The following is a 13,742-nucleotide window of genomic DNA, read 5'->3' on the forward strand; positions in this document are numbered from 1 at the left end:
TCGACAACCCCTACGGCCTGGACGCCCTGTGGAAAGGCGGCGACTTCGTAGCCCGCGGCACCCTGATCATCCTGGTGCTGATGTCGATGGGCAGCTGGTACATCATCATCACCAAGCTGATCGAGCAGGTGAAACTGATGGGCCAGGCGACCAACGCCAAGAAGACCTTCTGGAAAGCCGCGACGGTCGAAGCCGGCATCGCCGGCCTCAAGCCGAACAGCGCTTACCGTTTCATCGCCCAAAACGGCAGCACCTCGACGCTGCACCATGACGGCGCGCTGCTGGAACAGATCGACCTCAACACCTGGGTCACCATGTCGATCCAGCGTTCGGTAGAAAAAGTCCAGAGCCGCCTGCAAGACGGCCTGGCGTTCCTGGCCACGGTCGGTTCGACCGCCCCGTTCGTCGGCTTGTTCGGTACCGTCTGGGGTATTTACCACGCGCTGACCGCGATCGGTATCGCCGGCCAGGCGTCGATCGACAAAGTCGCCGGCCCGGTCGGTGAAGCGCTGATCATGACCGCCATCGGTCTGGCAGTCGCGGTGCCTGCGGTGCTCGGTTACAACTGGCTGGTGCGCCGTAACAAGAGCGCGATGGAAGAAATCCGCTCGTTCAGCGCCGACCTGCACTCGGTCCTGCTGAGCGGCGTGATGTCGTCGAGCCAGGCCGGCCAAGTCGCTAACATCAAGAAGAAGGTTGGCTAATCATGGCGATGTCACTCGGCTCTCCCGATGGGGATGAAGACGAAGTGATCGGCACGATCAACACGACGCCGCTGGTGGACGTCATGTTGGTGTTGCTGATCATCTTCCTGATCACGATTCCGGTGGTGACGCATACGATCCCGGTGAAGCTGCCGAACGAATTCGACGAACCTTATAAGACCAAGCCGGAGAACATCAACCTGGCGGTGAATAAGCAAGGCGACATGTTCTGGAACGAGCAACTGGTGCCGAACACCGCTGCCTTGCTGTCGAAGTTGAAAGAGGTGGCCGTGCAGGTGCCGCAACCGGAACTGCATATCCGCGGCGATCAGCAAACCAAGTATGAATATATCGGCAAGGTGATTTTGACTGCACAGCGGGCAGGCATAGCCAAGATCGGTTTCATCACCGAACCGCCTGCGCGTAACTAACCCGCATTTCAACCACGTCGTCATTCCCGCGTACGCGGGAATCCATGTTGCAACATGAGCGATAACATGATGCAGGAATTTGGATCCCCGCGTTCGCGGGGAGGACGTTGGTGGTGTATGAAGGGCTTGAAGAGGAGTATCACATGGGTATGAATGTAGGTTCTTCCGGCGGCAACGCCAATGATCCGGAACCGATGATGGAAATGAACATGACACCGTTGATCGACGTCATGCTGGTGCTGATCATCATGCTGATCATCACGATTCCGATCCAGAATCATGCGATCAAGCTGAACATGCCGACCGGTAATCCGCCGCCGCCGTTGGCATTGCCGGTGGTGGACACGGTGGACATCGATCCGACCGGCACGGTGATGTGGAACGGTACGCCGATGGCCAGCCGTACCGAACTGGAAGATCGCTTGAAGGGCGTTGTTGCCGGCGGCAATATCGATGAAGTGCACCTGCGTCCGAACAAGGCGGTGGAGTACAAGTCGGTGGCGGCGGTGATGGCGTCGGCGCAGCGGCTGGGCGTGACCAAGATCGGCATTGTCGGCAATGAGCAGTTCATGGATAGGTAAGTAGTATTTGTTTTCTGTACCAGAGGATAGGCAGGGTTAGGACGGGTTAAAGTCCTTACACCTGCCTATTTTCGTTTTCGATTGAAAGAATAACTATGTCCAAATTACGATTTGCACCAATTTTCATCTTGTTGGCAGCGGTGGGCGTGACCACCACGCTTCCGCTGGCTGGTATTGTTCCGTTGGTCCATGCCGCGGATGACAGCGCTAAAGCCGAGACCGTGCGTCCGGAAATAGGTGTGCCGCTGCAAGCAGCGCAGGCTCTCCTCAAAGAAGAAAAATACAAAGAGGCGCTGGCCAAGATCGCTGAAACCGACGCTGTCGGCAATAAGACAGCTTTTGAGAGCTATACCGTTGACCGGCTGCGCGGCGCTGCCGCAGCGCGCGCCGGCGATATCAAGCTGGCCGGAAGCTCGTTTGAAGCGGTGATTGCTTCCGGGCGTCTTACTGCAGACGAGCAAGCCAAAATTGTGCACGCGCTAGGCAGCCTGTACTACGATGCAGAAGATTATCCCAAGGCGATTATATGGTTCACGCGTTCACTGAAAGAGGGCGGTAGCGACCCGCAAACGCGGACACTGCTGATCCAGTCCTACTACTTGAGCAATGATATTCCACGCGCCACCAGCGAGCTGCAAAAAGACATCGCGGCTGACGAGAGCGCTGGCCGGGCGCCGTCCGAGCAAACCTTGAAATTGCTGGTCAGCTGCGCGCTCAAGGCCAACGATAAACCCGCATATCTGAGCTCGCTGGAAAAGCTCAACACCTACTATCCAAAGAAAGAATATTGGCTCGACATCCTTAGCCGGGTCCAGAACAAACCAGGTTTCTCTGATCACCTGACCCTGGACCTGTATCGACTGAAAGCCGCTGCCGTGCAGCTGCAGACCAGCGGCGAATTCACCGATGTGGCCCAGCTGGCGTTGCTGGCGGGATTCCCGGCCGAAGCGAAGAAGATACTCGACCAAGGTTATCAGTCGGGCGTATTGGGTAGCGGCCCGGACGCAGCCAAGCAAAAGCGTCTGCGCGACCAGGCTAACAAAGGGATAGCTGATGATCAGCGGACCATGGCGCAAAGCGAAGCTTCGGTATCCAGCACCAAAGAGGGCACCGGCCAACTCAATCTCGGTTATGCATTGGTCACTGCGGGGCAGTTCGACAAAGGCCTGGCGCTGATGGAGAGCGGTTTGAAAAAAGGCGGCCTCAAGCGTCCTGAAGACGCCAAGCTGCACCTTGGCATCGCGTATCAGATGGCGGGACAAAAGGATAAGGCGATTCAAATCTTCAAGACCGTTCAAGGTACCGACGGAGTGGCAGACCTGGCGCGTCTATGGCTGATACAAGTCAATCATCCTTTGAATTGATTTGATCGGACAGTTGCTAAACGCAAAAACAGAGTTGTTTGCAGGCGATCTGCAACGACTCTGTTTTTTTATGGGAAAACCACGTGAAAGCTTGCTGCTTGCTTCGACTCAGTTCCTAGGCCCTCTGGGCGCTACGGGTGGAATCATGTCAGAGACTTGCTCAGGTGAGAGCGTTTGCATATTGGACTTCTTGGTTTGCTTGGACGGCAGGTTGCTACCGGTGGTGTAGACGTTCTCCTGATTGCTCGATGCGATGTCTTGATCGGCTGTTGCTACCGCACATGCCGACAGTAGCGGCAGAATAAATGCGCAAACAAATAATGTTTTCATAGGCTGCTTCTGGTCTCTTGAAGTTGGAAATCGCAGCGCTGTCCAGCGAAGAGCGCCGCGCGCTACACGATGTTGCATTTTGGAAATGCACGATAGCATATCTGCTTTTGGAAATGCAAATTAAGCACTATGTTGACCTGCCTGTCATACCAGATTGGCATTGTGCCGGATCGACGCTAATGTGTTCGTCTTACGCCGCAGCCACCAACCTTATCCGCCATGCTATGAGTGACGCGCTACACCCCAATGAGCGTCTTTGGCTCCAAATACGATTCCAGACCAAGTACGCCGTATTCGCGGCCGACCCCCGACTGTTTAAAGCCACCGAACGGCGCCAAAGGATCGTGCTGTAGCGTGTTGATCATCACTCGCCCGGCCTGCAGCCTTGTCGCTACAGCCTTTGCCCGCGCAGGGTTCGATGACATGACGTAGGCGTGCAGACCGAACACCGTTTCGTTAGCCAGCTCGATCGCTTCCTCGTCGTCGCCATATGTCAGGATGGACAGAACTGGGCCGAAGATCTCCTCCCGTGCGATGGTCATCTCACTGCGCACATTGGCAAATACCGTCGGCTTGACGAAATAGCCCTGCTCCAGCCCGGCCGGATGCCCCTCGCCGCCCGCGATAAGCGTAGCGCCTTCAGCGAGACCGAGTCTGATGTAGTTCTGTATGCGTTGGTACTGATTGTGATTAGCCAAGGGGCCAATGACGGTAGTTGGGTCGGCCGGGTCACCCACCTTCATCTGCGCCACCGCCTCTTTCACTGCCTCGATGACTTCCGCCAAGCGCCGCTTAGGCACCAGCAAGCGGCTCCCCGAGATACATGCCTGCCCGTTATTCATGAACGCCGCATTGAGCGCGAGAGGAACGGACTTTGTCAGGTCGGCATCGTCTAGAAGGATGGTCGGGGATTTTCCGCCTAAGGCCAAGTGGACACGTTTCATGGATTCGGTCGCCGCGCGCTGGATGATCTTGCCCACCGCCGTGGAGCCGGTGAACGAAATCTTGGCAACATCCGGGTGCGTGCTCAATTCTGCACCCACGACGTCACCGCGCCCGGCGACGATATTGACGACGCCCGCCGGCAAGCCTGCCGCATGGATCGCTTCCGTCACGATCCTGTTCTGTATCGGGCTCAGTTCGCTCGGTTTGATCACAGTCGTGCAGCCTGCGGCGATGGCCATCGCCAATTTGCTGCAGATCGAACCAGCGGTGCTGTTCCATGGAGTGATTAGGGCAGCAATACCAATAGGTTCCATCACTACAGTTGAGGTGCCCATGATACGTGTGAAGTCATAGGCTTCGAGCGTCGATGCGGCGTCAAGAAACGATTGCGCCGCGAAGTGGGAGATCCACGTAGCCCGTGAAACAGGTGCGCCATATTCTTCAATCGTCGCATCGCGCAGCGCATCGCTGCATGCCCGGACGGCAGCATGCAGCCGCTTCAGCATGGCGACGCGATCGGCGACTGTTGTTTGCGCAAATGACGATAGTGCTTTCTTGGCCGCTGCGATGGCGCGACGCGTATCCTCGGCATTGGCGAGTGTGGCGCGTGCGAGGGGCCTTTCGGTGCTCGGGTTGATGATTTCGATGGTCTCGGTGCCGTGCGGTGTGACGAAGGCGCCGTCGATATAGATCTGATGGATGGTTTGCATGATCGCTCCTAAGTTTGCCCGGACTATCCGAAGCCATGCATGCAGTGTACGTTCGCCTAATTGATCTGATAAGATAGATAAAAGTTGATGTTTTATTTCGAAAATCAGGACAATGCAGAAATCCGGTTTAGTCGGCCTAGAGGCCGCACTCGCTGTCGCCCGATGTCACAGCTTTCGGCGTGCAGCGAATGAACTAGGTATCTCGACGACGGCGCTGAGCAACGCTGTCGCGGGACTGGAGGCGCGGCTCGGCGTTCGCCTGTTTCATCGGACCACGCGCAGTGTCTCGCTGACCGAGGCTGGCGAGCACTTCGTTGCCCGAATCACGCCGGCCTTGTCGGAGATTCGCGGCGCCATGGAGGAAACCACCCTCCATCGCCTATCACCTATTGGCACACTTCGCATCAATGCTTCGCTGGGCGCTGTCCGCATGGTGTTTGCGCCGATCGTACTGGCGTACCTGAGCCGCTACCCCGATATGAAGGTGGAGATCGTGACCGAGGGGCGGATGGTCGATATCGTGGCCGAAGGGTTTGATGCCGGGATTCGCCTTAGCGACATGGTGCCGCAAGACATGGTCCGCATACCGATCGGCGGTGATCTCCAGGTGGCTGTGGTGGGATCGCCTGCGCACTTTTCACGGTTTCCAATCCCGGCTTCGCCCGCCGATCTTGCCGGCCACCCCTGTGTCCGGGCCCGGTTTCCCAGCGGTGCGCCGTCGCGCTGGGAGTTCTCCCATCACGGCGAACCATTGAATGTCGAGGTAAGCGGGCCGCTTACGCTCGATGATCCGGGTCTTATGCGCGAAGCCACCTTGGCCGGTACCGGTCTAGCCTATCTGGCCGAGTGGTATGTGCGTGACGATCTGGCGTCAGGACGATTGGTGCGCGTGTTGCAGGATTGGACGCCCAGCTATCGTGGTCTGGCGCTTTACTATCCTCCTGGCAGGCAGCTACCTGCTGGACTGCGCGCTTTCGTTGACCTCATTCATGAACTTCGCGAACGGCACTCACTTTTGTAAAAACCGCCTTGCAACGTATTTGCTTGGCGCCTGGCTCAACAGAGCTTTGTGCAAGATGAAAGTATGACTTTGCGTAAGGCATCGGATTTCCTCGATGGCAGCTAAGAGGGTATCGCAGCCGGAAACCACGAGATTCTGCAACGTCCACTTTGGTACCAGTGACTCGTCGTTCGGTGCAGATATGCAGTCTACGACAGGCCGGATTTTACGATGCTTTTTCCTCATTGAGCATATCGTGATATTCGTGTTTCAGACCCATATAGCATTCGCAAGACCGCGCTTCCAGGCCGTGCCTGTCCAGCACCGTCAGATGCCCGCGCGCATATTGGATCAATCCTTCATCTTGCAGTTTGCCGGCGGCTTCGGCGATGGATTCGCGCCGCACGCCAAGCATCGCCGCTATCGAACTTTGCGTGACGCTGATTTCGTTGCCAGGCAAGCGGTCCAGTGTCTGCAGCAGGCAGCGGCATAATTGTTGCGGAACGCTGTGATGCCGATTGCACACGGCGGTTTGCGACATTTGCGCAAGCAGTGCCTGCGTATAGCGCAGCAACAGTTGTTGCAAGGCGCCGCCGCGCGCAAATTCTTCTGCCAGAACGCTGGCCTTAAGCCGGAATCCATAACCCGCGCTTTTCACCATTGCCCGGTTCAGGCTCTTGCCGCCGCCCATGTACAGAGCCACACCCAGCACGCCTTCATTACCGACAACCGCTGTTTCCGCAGAGCTGCCGTCTTGCATATCGTGCAGCAGGGAAACGATGCTGCTGGTCAAAAAATAGATATGCCGCATCTGGCTATCTGCTTCACATACAGTCATGCCGAACGGCATCGCGACAAATTCCAGATGCGGCAGAAGACGCCTGAAATCCTCTGCCGGCAGGGCGCCGAGTATGTGATTTTGCAAGGGATTGTGACCGTACAGTCCGGCAATGCGGAGCGAGGTGAGGTTTTGCGTGCCGGGTTGTATCAGACCGGCGGCGCTTTTCCTTTGGACAACTGATAGCACTGCCGCGTTGTTTTTCGTACTCTTTTTCAAGTTGCTGCAAGCGTTCAATACGTAAGGCATCGCCATCTCCTTTGAGGATGTGGTGGTACTTCTGTGTATTGATCATTGCACCGGTACGGGGTTTTCGAAATCAGCGTTTGTCTTCTTCTGTTGTAGGAATGCGCTGACACGGACCACGGAGACTAAAAATGAAACCGTGGGCTGCGCAATTGCTCGCCGATCAACAGGACCGGCTGTGCATTACGCTCCGGGAGAACGAACGCGGCTGCCGTTCTGCGCCAACCGCGTCGGCTTTCCTAGTAGCTGCCGCTGCCGGAAGCGCTGGCGCCCGAAGCTGCCGGGGTGGCGGCAGGGGCCGATGGCTCAGCAGCTGGAGCAGGGGCGGGGGCAGGCGGAGCCATTGCCGGTGCAGCTTGTTGTGCTGGCGGAGGGGTTGCTGCTGAAGGGGCATTGGCCTCATCCGCTTTTTTACACCCGCTGACCGCGATCATGGCAATTGCTGCAACGACAAGTGTTTGCTTGAGTAACATATTCTCTCCATTGGAAGGGCGCAGCATGTCAAACCGCTACCATAGAAAATCAAAAATGAACCGCTGACGCATATATCTTTGTGCAAAAAACAGCGAATGTAAAGTTTGAATCTGCAGTTTCAGGTAGCTCAAAGCGGTCAGGGTAACTTTTGTAATCGGCTGAAAAGCCAGGCGCGGCAGGCGATGGCAACAGATCCGCTGCCGAAATAAAAATTCGAACCGGCGTCTATCAGCGACGCCGGTTCGAACCTTAATCCACGGCTAGTCGGGTGCCGCAGAAATTAGCGCAGAAATTAGATGCAGCGACAGACCTCATGTCGCTGCCAGCGCCCAGTCCGCCGCCTTGCGCGCGTGAATGCTGGTGGTATCAAACAGCGGCACCGCAGAATCCTCGGCGCCGATCAATAGCGAGATCTCGGTGCAGCCAAGAATGATCGCTTGCGCCCCTTGCGCGATCAGATCCGCGATCACTCTGCGGTAGTCGGCTCGCGATGTATCGATCACCTTACCCAGGCACAGCTCTTCGTAGATGATGCGATGAATTACCTCGCGGTCTTCCGGCGCTGGCGTCAAGATCTGCAGGCCGTGGCGGTCATGCAGACGATCTTTGTAAAACGCTTGTTCCATGGTGAAGCGGGTGCCGAGCAAACCTATCGTCGACAAGCCCGCCTTCTTGATCTCCTCGGCCGTGGGGTCGGCGATGTGGAACAAGGGAATCTCAACCGCTGCTTCGATCGCAGGCGCAACCTTGTGCATGGTGTTGGTGCACAGAACCAGGAAATCCGCGCCGGCCCGCTCCAGCGCCTGCGCCGTTTCAGCCATTCTGGCGCCGGCGGCTTGCCAGTCGCCGGCGTGCTGCAAGCGTTCAATCTCGTGGAAGTCGACGCTGTAGAGAATGATTTTTGCAGAGTGCAGCCCGCCCAGCCGCTGCTTGACCGCCTCGTTGATTTGACGGTAGTAGGGCAAGGTCGACTCCCAGCTCATGCCGCCGATAAGACCGATGATCTTCAAATAAACTCCCTGATGGTGAAGGTTGACCCACATATTCATGGCGCCGTACTAGCGCAAAGCGACGCTTGACATTACTATGCCGGCATCACAAAGGAATAGCTTATGCCGCATCCCACCTCACTGTCCAGTTTTGCCGCCGGCGCTCGCGATACCATGCCGATGCTGGTTGGCGCGGCGCCGTTCGGCGTGATTTTCGGTGCGCTGGCGGCCGCCGGCCCGCTGGCGCCGTGGCAAGGCCAGCTGATGTCGCTAGGCGTGTTTGCCGGCTCCAGCCAATTCATTGCGGTCGGCCTGGCGGCAGGGCAGGTTGGTCTGCTGGTGATCTGGATGGCTACCTTCATCGTCAATCTGCGCCACATGCTGTATGCGGCGACCCTGCTGCCGCATGTCAGCCATTTGCCGGCGCGCTGGCGCTTCTTGCTAGGATTTTTGCTGACAGACGAAACCTTCGCCGTGATGAACGCCTACTACCTGAAGCACCCCCATGTACCGCAAGGCCATTGGTATTTCCTGGGATCGGGCTTGTCCATGTACGGCAACTGGCAGTTGTGGACACTGGTCGGCTTACTGTTCGGCACGGCGTTTCCGCAATTGCAAACGCTGGGGCTGGATTTTGCGATGGTGGCGACTTTCATCGCGATTGTAGTGCCGCAGCTGTTTCGCTTGCCGCAACTGGCTGCCGCGTTCGCCGCCGGCGTGTGCGCCTGGTTCTTGCGCGACCTGCCCTACAAACTGGGTTTGCTGGCAGCGATCATGGCGGGCGTCAGCGTCGGTCTGGCGCTATCGCACTGGCAAGCGCTGAAACGTTTTGCGAGGAGAAAAGCATGATGTACACCCTGATGATAATCGGCATGGCGCTGATCACTGTATTCATCAAGGCGGCGATTTTCATGCTCGGCGAGCGCGCCGCGTTTCCGATCTGGCTGAAGGAAGGGCTGGCCTTCGTGCCGGTCACCGTGCTGACGGCGATTATCGTGCCGATGGTGCTGGCGCCGCATGGTCAGGGCATCGAGCTGAGCTGGCGCAATCCGCAATTGATGGCTGCCATCGCCACGGTTCTGGTATGCGCCGGGACGCGCCGGCAATTGCTGACCATCATGGTCGGACTGGTGGTGTTTTTTGCCTGGCAGTTCGGAGTGCTGGGGCGCTAGAGCGTTTGCCGCGATTTGATCAGGCATGCAGGTAAGCGTCTTCACCATGCAATTCTTCATCCATGCGATCTTGCGTCTCGGCGCCGACCTTGACCGGGGTGAACAGATTGATCAGCCACAGCATGCCGTAGGTAAAGGCAAACGCCCAGATGCCGGACAAGATTACCGCGCCGCATTGGGCCAAGAAGAAAGAGCTATTCCCCAGCAATAAGCCATCGGCGCCATTGGCGTTCCATGCTTTCGATGCAAACACGCCGAGCAGGATGGTGCCGGCCATGCCGCCAACGCCATGGACACCCCAGACATCCAGCGCATCGTCCCAGCCCAGCCGGTTTTTGAGTGCAACGGCATAGAAACAAATCAAGCCGGCGCAAATGCCGATCACTGCCGCCGTGCCGAGAGAGACATAACCGGCGGCCGGTGTGATGGTCGCCAGGCCAGCCACGCCGCCTGTCAGCAGGCCGACGAATTTCGGCTTCTTATGATAGAACCACTCGATAAACAGCCAGGTGATAGCGCCGAAGGATGCCGCGATGTCGGTATTCAGGAAAGCCGAAGCGGTGACGGCATCGACACGGAATTCGGAGCCGGCGTTAAACCCATACCAGCCGAACCACAGCAAGCCCGAACCCAATGCGATCAATGGCACGTTATGCGGCTTGAGTTCCACCTTCTGGCGACGGCCGACGTACAGTACCGATGCAAGGGCGGCAAAGCCGGCGGTGTTATGCACCACAATCCCGCCCGCATAATCGAGCACGCCCCATTTGGCAAACAGGCCATCGGGGCTCCACACCATGTGCACAAACGGGAAGTACACAAAGATCAGCCAGCCGGTCAGGAACAGGAAATAGGCCTTGAAGGTGACGCGGTTGGCAAAGGCGCCGGTAATCAGCGCCGGCGTAATGATGGCGAACATCATCTGGTAGGCCACGTGCACGATCAGCGGAATGCCGGCGTCGTTGCCGGTGTACATGCTCTCCAGGGTGACGCCTTGCAGGAAAGCGTAGTAGGTCGGATCGCCGATGACGCCATGCCAGGACGGACCGAAGCACATCGAGTAGCCGAAGGCGAACCACAGCACGGTGGTCCAGCCTAGCGAGATGAAACTCTGCATCATGATGGCCAGCACATTCTTGCGTCCGACCAGGCCGCCATAGAAGAATGCGAGTCCGGGCGTCATCAGCATTACCAGGCTCGAACAAAGCAGCATGAATGCGGTATTGCCGATATTGATCGGCATGATTGAAGGTGTCATGGATAACTTCGTCTAATTGTTTTAATGGAAATAAGGGGCAGGCTTAAACGATTCCGGCATCGGCATGGCATACCCGACCCAGGAGACATGACATGCTATAGATAAGGAAGTCCTTATAGAAGACGACAAAAAATCCGCTTATCCGGTATCTGAAGTATTGAATCCTGCGCGGCTTGGAATTTTGTCGCTGGATTCGACATCACCGCCAGCTCAGGCCGCTCAGCTGCGCAGCCAAACTCATCGGTTCTCACCATCCGGTTCTAACCGTCCTCCTCGTGACAAAACGGTCACGGAATCTTCATACCCCTGAAATATTTCACCGCAATACTTCGCTACATCCAAAAGATGCATGGCGGTAACACATGGCTGAAATCAAACCAGTCCTGGCCGCCCCTCCGAAGTAAATCCCTTCATCACGCGACGCCTACTCTCATAAGGAAAACAGGATCATCATGACCAAGAAAAACCGACGCCATTTCTTGCGCACCGCCGGCACTGCGCTCGCCGCCACCGCCTATTCGGCCACTGCCGGCGCGGCCATCCCGGAGGCCATCCGCAGGGCGCTGGCGATTCCCGCCAATAACAAGACCGGCACTATCCGCGACGTCGAGCACGTCGTCATCCTGATGCAGGAAAACCGCTCCTTCGATCATTATTTCGGCACGCTCAACGGCGTGCGCGGCTTTGGCGATCGCTTCCCGATCCCGCTGGCAGGCAAGCGCAATGTGCTGCAACAGACTTACACCGACAAGACCACCAAACAATCGCGCGTGATCCTGCCTTACCATCTCGACAGCAAGATCGGCAACGCCCAGCGGGTCCACGGCACCGGCCACTTCTACGACAACGCGCAGGACGCCTGGGACTTGGGGCGCATGAGCAACTGGCCGACCTACAAGCAGACGCAATCGATGGGTTATTACACCTCGGCCGAGCTGGATTTCCAGTTCGCGCTGGCGAATGCCTTCACCGTGTGCGACGCCTACCATTGCTCGTTCCACGGCGGCACCAATCCTAACCGGATATTCCACTGGACAGGAAGCAATGACCCCACGGGAAAAAATGGCGGCCCGGTCATCGATAACAGCCAGGACCACCTGGAGCCCTCTACCGACGCCACCAGCTACAGCTGGAAAACTTACCCCGAGCGTCTGCAAAAAGAAGGCGTGTCGTGGAAGGTCTACCAGAACATGCCGGACAATTTCACCGACAATCCGCTGGCCGGCTTCGTCGCCTATCGCCAGTCCAATGAACAGCGCGGCAATGCGGTCGACGGCTCTCCTTTTCCGCCTTATCAGCCTAGCGACGACAGCAGCAATCCATTGTTCAAAGGAGTCGGCAACACGATGCCGGATGGCGGCTTCCTGGCGGCCTTGCGGGAAGACATCGGCGCCGGCACGCTGCCGCAGGTGTCCTGGATCGTGGCGCCCGCGGATTACAGCGAACACCCGGGACCGTCCAGCCCGGTGCAGGGCGCCTGGTACATCCAGGAAGTGTTGAATGCATTGACCGCTAACCCGGCGGTGTGGAGCAAGACGGTGCTGCTGGTTAATTTCGATGAGAACGATGGTTTCTTCGATCACGTGCCGCCGCCTTGCGCTCCGGCTTTTGATGGCGATCAGTTGGCCGGCCATTCCAGCATCGCCACCGATGGCGAATACTATTCAAAAGCGGCAGCGGCTGCTTACGAAAAACATCCTTACGGCCCTGGTCCGCGAGTACCGATGTATGTGATATCGCCATGGAGCCGTGGCGGCTGGGTCAATTCGCAAGTGTTCGATCACACCTCGGTACTGCGCTTTCTCGAAGCACGCTTCCATGTCAAGGAAGAAAACATCACGCCTTATCGCCGCGCCGTCTGCGGCGATTTGCTGTCAGCCTTCAACTTCGTCAATCCGAATCACGAAGTCTTGCCGACGCTGCCGAAACGCACACGGGCAGAAGCTGACGCTGTGCGCGCTCAGCAAGAAAAATTGCAGCAGGTTGCGTTGCCGGCTGAAGGCACTCAGGTGTTTCCGATGCAGGCGGCCGGCGTCAGGCCTTCGCGTGCTTTGCCCTACGAGCTGCACGCCAGCGCCCGGGTCGATGTCAGGAACACCAAGATCAACCTGGGTTTCCGCAATACCGGCAGAGCTGCAGCGGTGTTCCATGTTTACGATCGGCTGCACCTGGATCGGGTGCCGCGTCGTTATGCGCTGGAAGCCGGCAAGGAATGGCAAGACAGCTGGGATCTGAATGCGGACCGCGGCGCTTACGATTTGTGGGTGCTGGGGCCGAACGGGTTTCATCGAGCGTTCCAGGGCAATCTGGCCGCGCTGTCTGCCGCGGAGTCGGCTGAACCTGAAGTGCGGCTTAGCTACGATATCTTCAGCAAGCGGATTGCTCTGACGATGGCGAACCGGGGCGAGAAAGCTTGTATCGTCACGGTCAAGCCGAATGCTTATCGCAAGGCGGGACCGTGGACTTTCCAGGTTCCGGCGGGCATGCAGCTGGATCAGCATTGGCCGGTTGGGGCGCAGGGCAACTGGTATGATTTTACGGCGACGGTGGCGCTGGGGGGATTCAGCCGGCGCTTTGCCGGGCGTATGGAGACGGGCGCGCATGGGGTTAGTGATCCGGCGATGGCGGCTACCTGAAGCGCAAGGCGCAGGCGTGTGTACTCCGTAGTCCGCTAAGCGGGGTCAGAGTGAAGTTCCGGCG

14 protein-coding genes are annotated in these 13,742 nt (G+C 57.6%); 8 read left to right on the forward strand and 6 right to left on the reverse strand.

Features of this window, described 5'->3' with window-relative positions:
* The 4 genes from KHU33_RS09910 to KHU33_RS09925 all read left to right on the forward strand — a co-directional run.
* The coding region (locus KHU33_RS09910; RefSeq protein WP_230414166.1) for a MotA/TolQ/ExbB proton channel family protein at nt 1-704 on the forward strand (704 nt) is incomplete at its 5' end.
* A 2-nt stretch (nt 705-706) separates the two neighbouring features.
* Complete coding sequence (locus KHU33_RS09915; RefSeq protein ID WP_211462685.1) at nt 707-1,135, forward strand: ExbD/TolR family protein; 429 nt, start codon at nt 707-709, stop codon at nt 1,133-1,135.
* A 143-nt stretch (nt 1,136-1,278) separates the two neighbouring features.
* Nucleotides 1,279-1,716 (forward strand): ExbD/TolR family protein, encoded by a 438-nt coding sequence (locus KHU33_RS09920; RefSeq protein WP_211462686.1) that lies wholly within the window; start codon nt 1,279-1,281, stop codon nt 1,714-1,716.
* Nucleotides 1,717-1,811: 95 nt separating this feature from the next.
* Complete coding sequence (locus KHU33_RS09925) at nt 1,812-3,080, forward strand: tetratricopeptide repeat protein (RefSeq protein WP_211462687.1); 1,269 nt, start codon at nt 1,812-1,814, stop codon at nt 3,078-3,080.
* 108 nt (nt 3,081-3,188) lie between these two features.
* Here the strand turns inward: KHU33_RS09925 and KHU33_RS09930 are convergent, their stop codons facing one another.
* Together KHU33_RS09930 and KHU33_RS09935 are read right to left on the reverse strand one after the other, a co-directional pair.
* Nucleotides 3,189-3,410 (reverse strand): hypothetical protein, encoded by a 222-nt coding sequence (locus tag KHU33_RS09930; protein WP_211462688.1) that lies wholly within the window; start codon nt 3,408-3,410, stop codon nt 3,189-3,191.
* Between the two features lie 236 nt (nt 3,411-3,646).
* A complete protein-coding gene (locus tag KHU33_RS09935; protein WP_211462689.1) occupies nt 3,647-5,065 on the reverse strand; it encodes an aldehyde dehydrogenase family protein in 1,419 nt (472 codons plus the stop codon).
* Between the two features lie 112 nt (nt 5,066-5,177).
* Between KHU33_RS09935 and KHU33_RS09940 the strand changes: the two genes are divergently transcribed.
* A complete protein-coding gene (locus KHU33_RS09940) occupies nt 5,178-6,086 on the forward strand; it encodes a LysR family transcriptional regulator (protein ID WP_211462690.1) in 909 nt (302 codons plus the stop codon).
* A gap of 205 nt (nt 6,087-6,291) precedes the next feature.
* Here KHU33_RS09940 and KHU33_RS09945 read toward each other — a convergent pair whose 3' ends face one another.
* The 3 genes from KHU33_RS09945 to KHU33_RS09955 form a co-directional block, all read right to left on the reverse strand.
* Nucleotides 6,292-7,158, reverse strand: coding sequence for a Crp/Fnr family transcriptional regulator (locus KHU33_RS09945; protein WP_211462691.1), 867 nt, complete (start codon nt 7,156-7,158; stop codon nt 6,292-6,294).
* A 230-nt stretch (nt 7,159-7,388) separates the two neighbouring features.
* Nucleotides 7,389-7,622: a hypothetical protein gene (locus KHU33_RS09950; RefSeq protein ID WP_211462692.1), complete on the reverse strand. Its 234-nt coding sequence runs from the start codon at nt 7,620-7,622 to the stop codon at nt 7,389-7,391.
* Nucleotides 7,623-7,934: 312 nt separating this feature from the next.
* Nucleotides 7,935-8,633, reverse strand: a complete 699-nt coding sequence (locus KHU33_RS09955; protein WP_211462693.1) for an aspartate/glutamate racemase family protein — start codon at nt 8,631-8,633, stop codon at nt 7,935-7,937.
* A gap of 102 nt (nt 8,634-8,735) precedes the next feature.
* On the opposite strand from KHU33_RS09955, the gene KHU33_RS09960 reads away from it, so the two are divergent.
* On the forward strand, nt 8,736-9,461 hold the full coding sequence (locus KHU33_RS09960) for an AzlC family ABC transporter permease (protein WP_211462694.1): 726 nt from the start codon (nt 8,736-8,738) through the stop codon (nt 9,459-9,461).
* Nucleotides 9,458-9,784, forward strand: coding sequence for an AzlD domain-containing protein (locus tag KHU33_RS09965; RefSeq protein ID WP_211462695.1), 327 nt, complete (start codon nt 9,458-9,460; stop codon nt 9,782-9,784). Before KHU33_RS09960 ends, KHU33_RS09965 begins: the two co-directional genes overlap by 4 nt.
* Before the next feature lie 19 nt (nt 9,785-9,803).
* Here KHU33_RS09965 and KHU33_RS09970 read toward each other — a convergent pair whose 3' ends face one another.
* A complete protein-coding gene (locus KHU33_RS09970) occupies nt 9,804-11,042 on the reverse strand; it encodes an ammonium transporter (RefSeq protein ID WP_211462696.1) in 1,239 nt (412 codons plus the stop codon).
* A 452-nt stretch (nt 11,043-11,494) separates the two neighbouring features.
* Here KHU33_RS09970 and KHU33_RS09975 point away from each other — a divergent pair, with 452 nt between their 5' ends.
* Nucleotides 11,495-13,678: a phosphocholine-specific phospholipase C gene (locus KHU33_RS09975; RefSeq protein ID WP_211462697.1), complete on the forward strand. Its 2,184-nt coding sequence runs from the start codon at nt 11,495-11,497 to the stop codon at nt 13,676-13,678.
* Nucleotides 13,679-13,742 lie beyond the last annotated feature (64 nt).

It is taken from the genome of Collimonas silvisoli (assembly GCF_018305005.1).
Taxonomy (GTDB): Bacteria; Pseudomonadota; Gammaproteobacteria; order Burkholderiales; family Burkholderiaceae_D; genus Collimonas; species Collimonas silvisoli.

Coding starts and splice junctions, on each gene's coding strand:
- KHU33_RS09915 (WP_211462685.1), top strand. CDS start 707: ATGGCGATGTCACTCGGCTCTCCCGATGGGGATGAAGACGAAGTGATC.
- KHU33_RS09920 (WP_211462686.1), top strand. CDS start 1,279: ATGGGTATGAATGTAGGTTCTTCCGGCGGCAACGCCAATGATCCGGAA.
- KHU33_RS09925 (WP_211462687.1), top strand. CDS start 1,812: ATGTCCAAATTACGATTTGCACCAATTTTCATCTTGTTGGCAGCGGTG.
- KHU33_RS09930 (WP_211462688.1), bottom strand. CDS start 3,410: ATGAAAACATTATTTGTTTGCGCATTTATTCTGCCGCTACTGTCGGCA.
- KHU33_RS09935 (WP_211462689.1), bottom strand. CDS start 5,065: ATGCAAACCATCCATCAGATCTATATCGACGGCGCCTTCGTCACACCG.
- KHU33_RS09940 (WP_211462690.1), top strand. CDS start 5,178: ATGCAGAAATCCGGTTTAGTCGGCCTAGAGGCCGCACTCGCTGTCGCC.
- KHU33_RS09945 (WP_211462691.1), bottom strand. CDS start 7,158: ATGGCGATGCCTTACGTATTGAACGCTTGCAGCAACTTGAAAAAGAGT.
- KHU33_RS09950 (WP_211462692.1), bottom strand. CDS start 7,622: ATGTTACTCAAGCAAACACTTGTCGTTGCAGCAATTGCCATGATCGCG.
- KHU33_RS09960 (WP_211462694.1), top strand. CDS start 8,736: ATGCCGCATCCCACCTCACTGTCCAGTTTTGCCGCCGGCGCTCGCGAT.
- KHU33_RS09965 (WP_211462695.1), top strand. CDS start 9,458: ATGATGTACACCCTGATGATAATCGGCATGGCGCTGATCACTGTATTC.
- KHU33_RS09970 (WP_211462696.1), bottom strand. CDS start 11,042: ATGACACCTTCAATCATGCCGATCAATATCGGCAATACCGCATTCATG.
- KHU33_RS09975 (WP_211462697.1), top strand. CDS start 11,495: ATGACCAAGAAAAACCGACGCCATTTCTTGCGCACCGCCGGCACTGCG.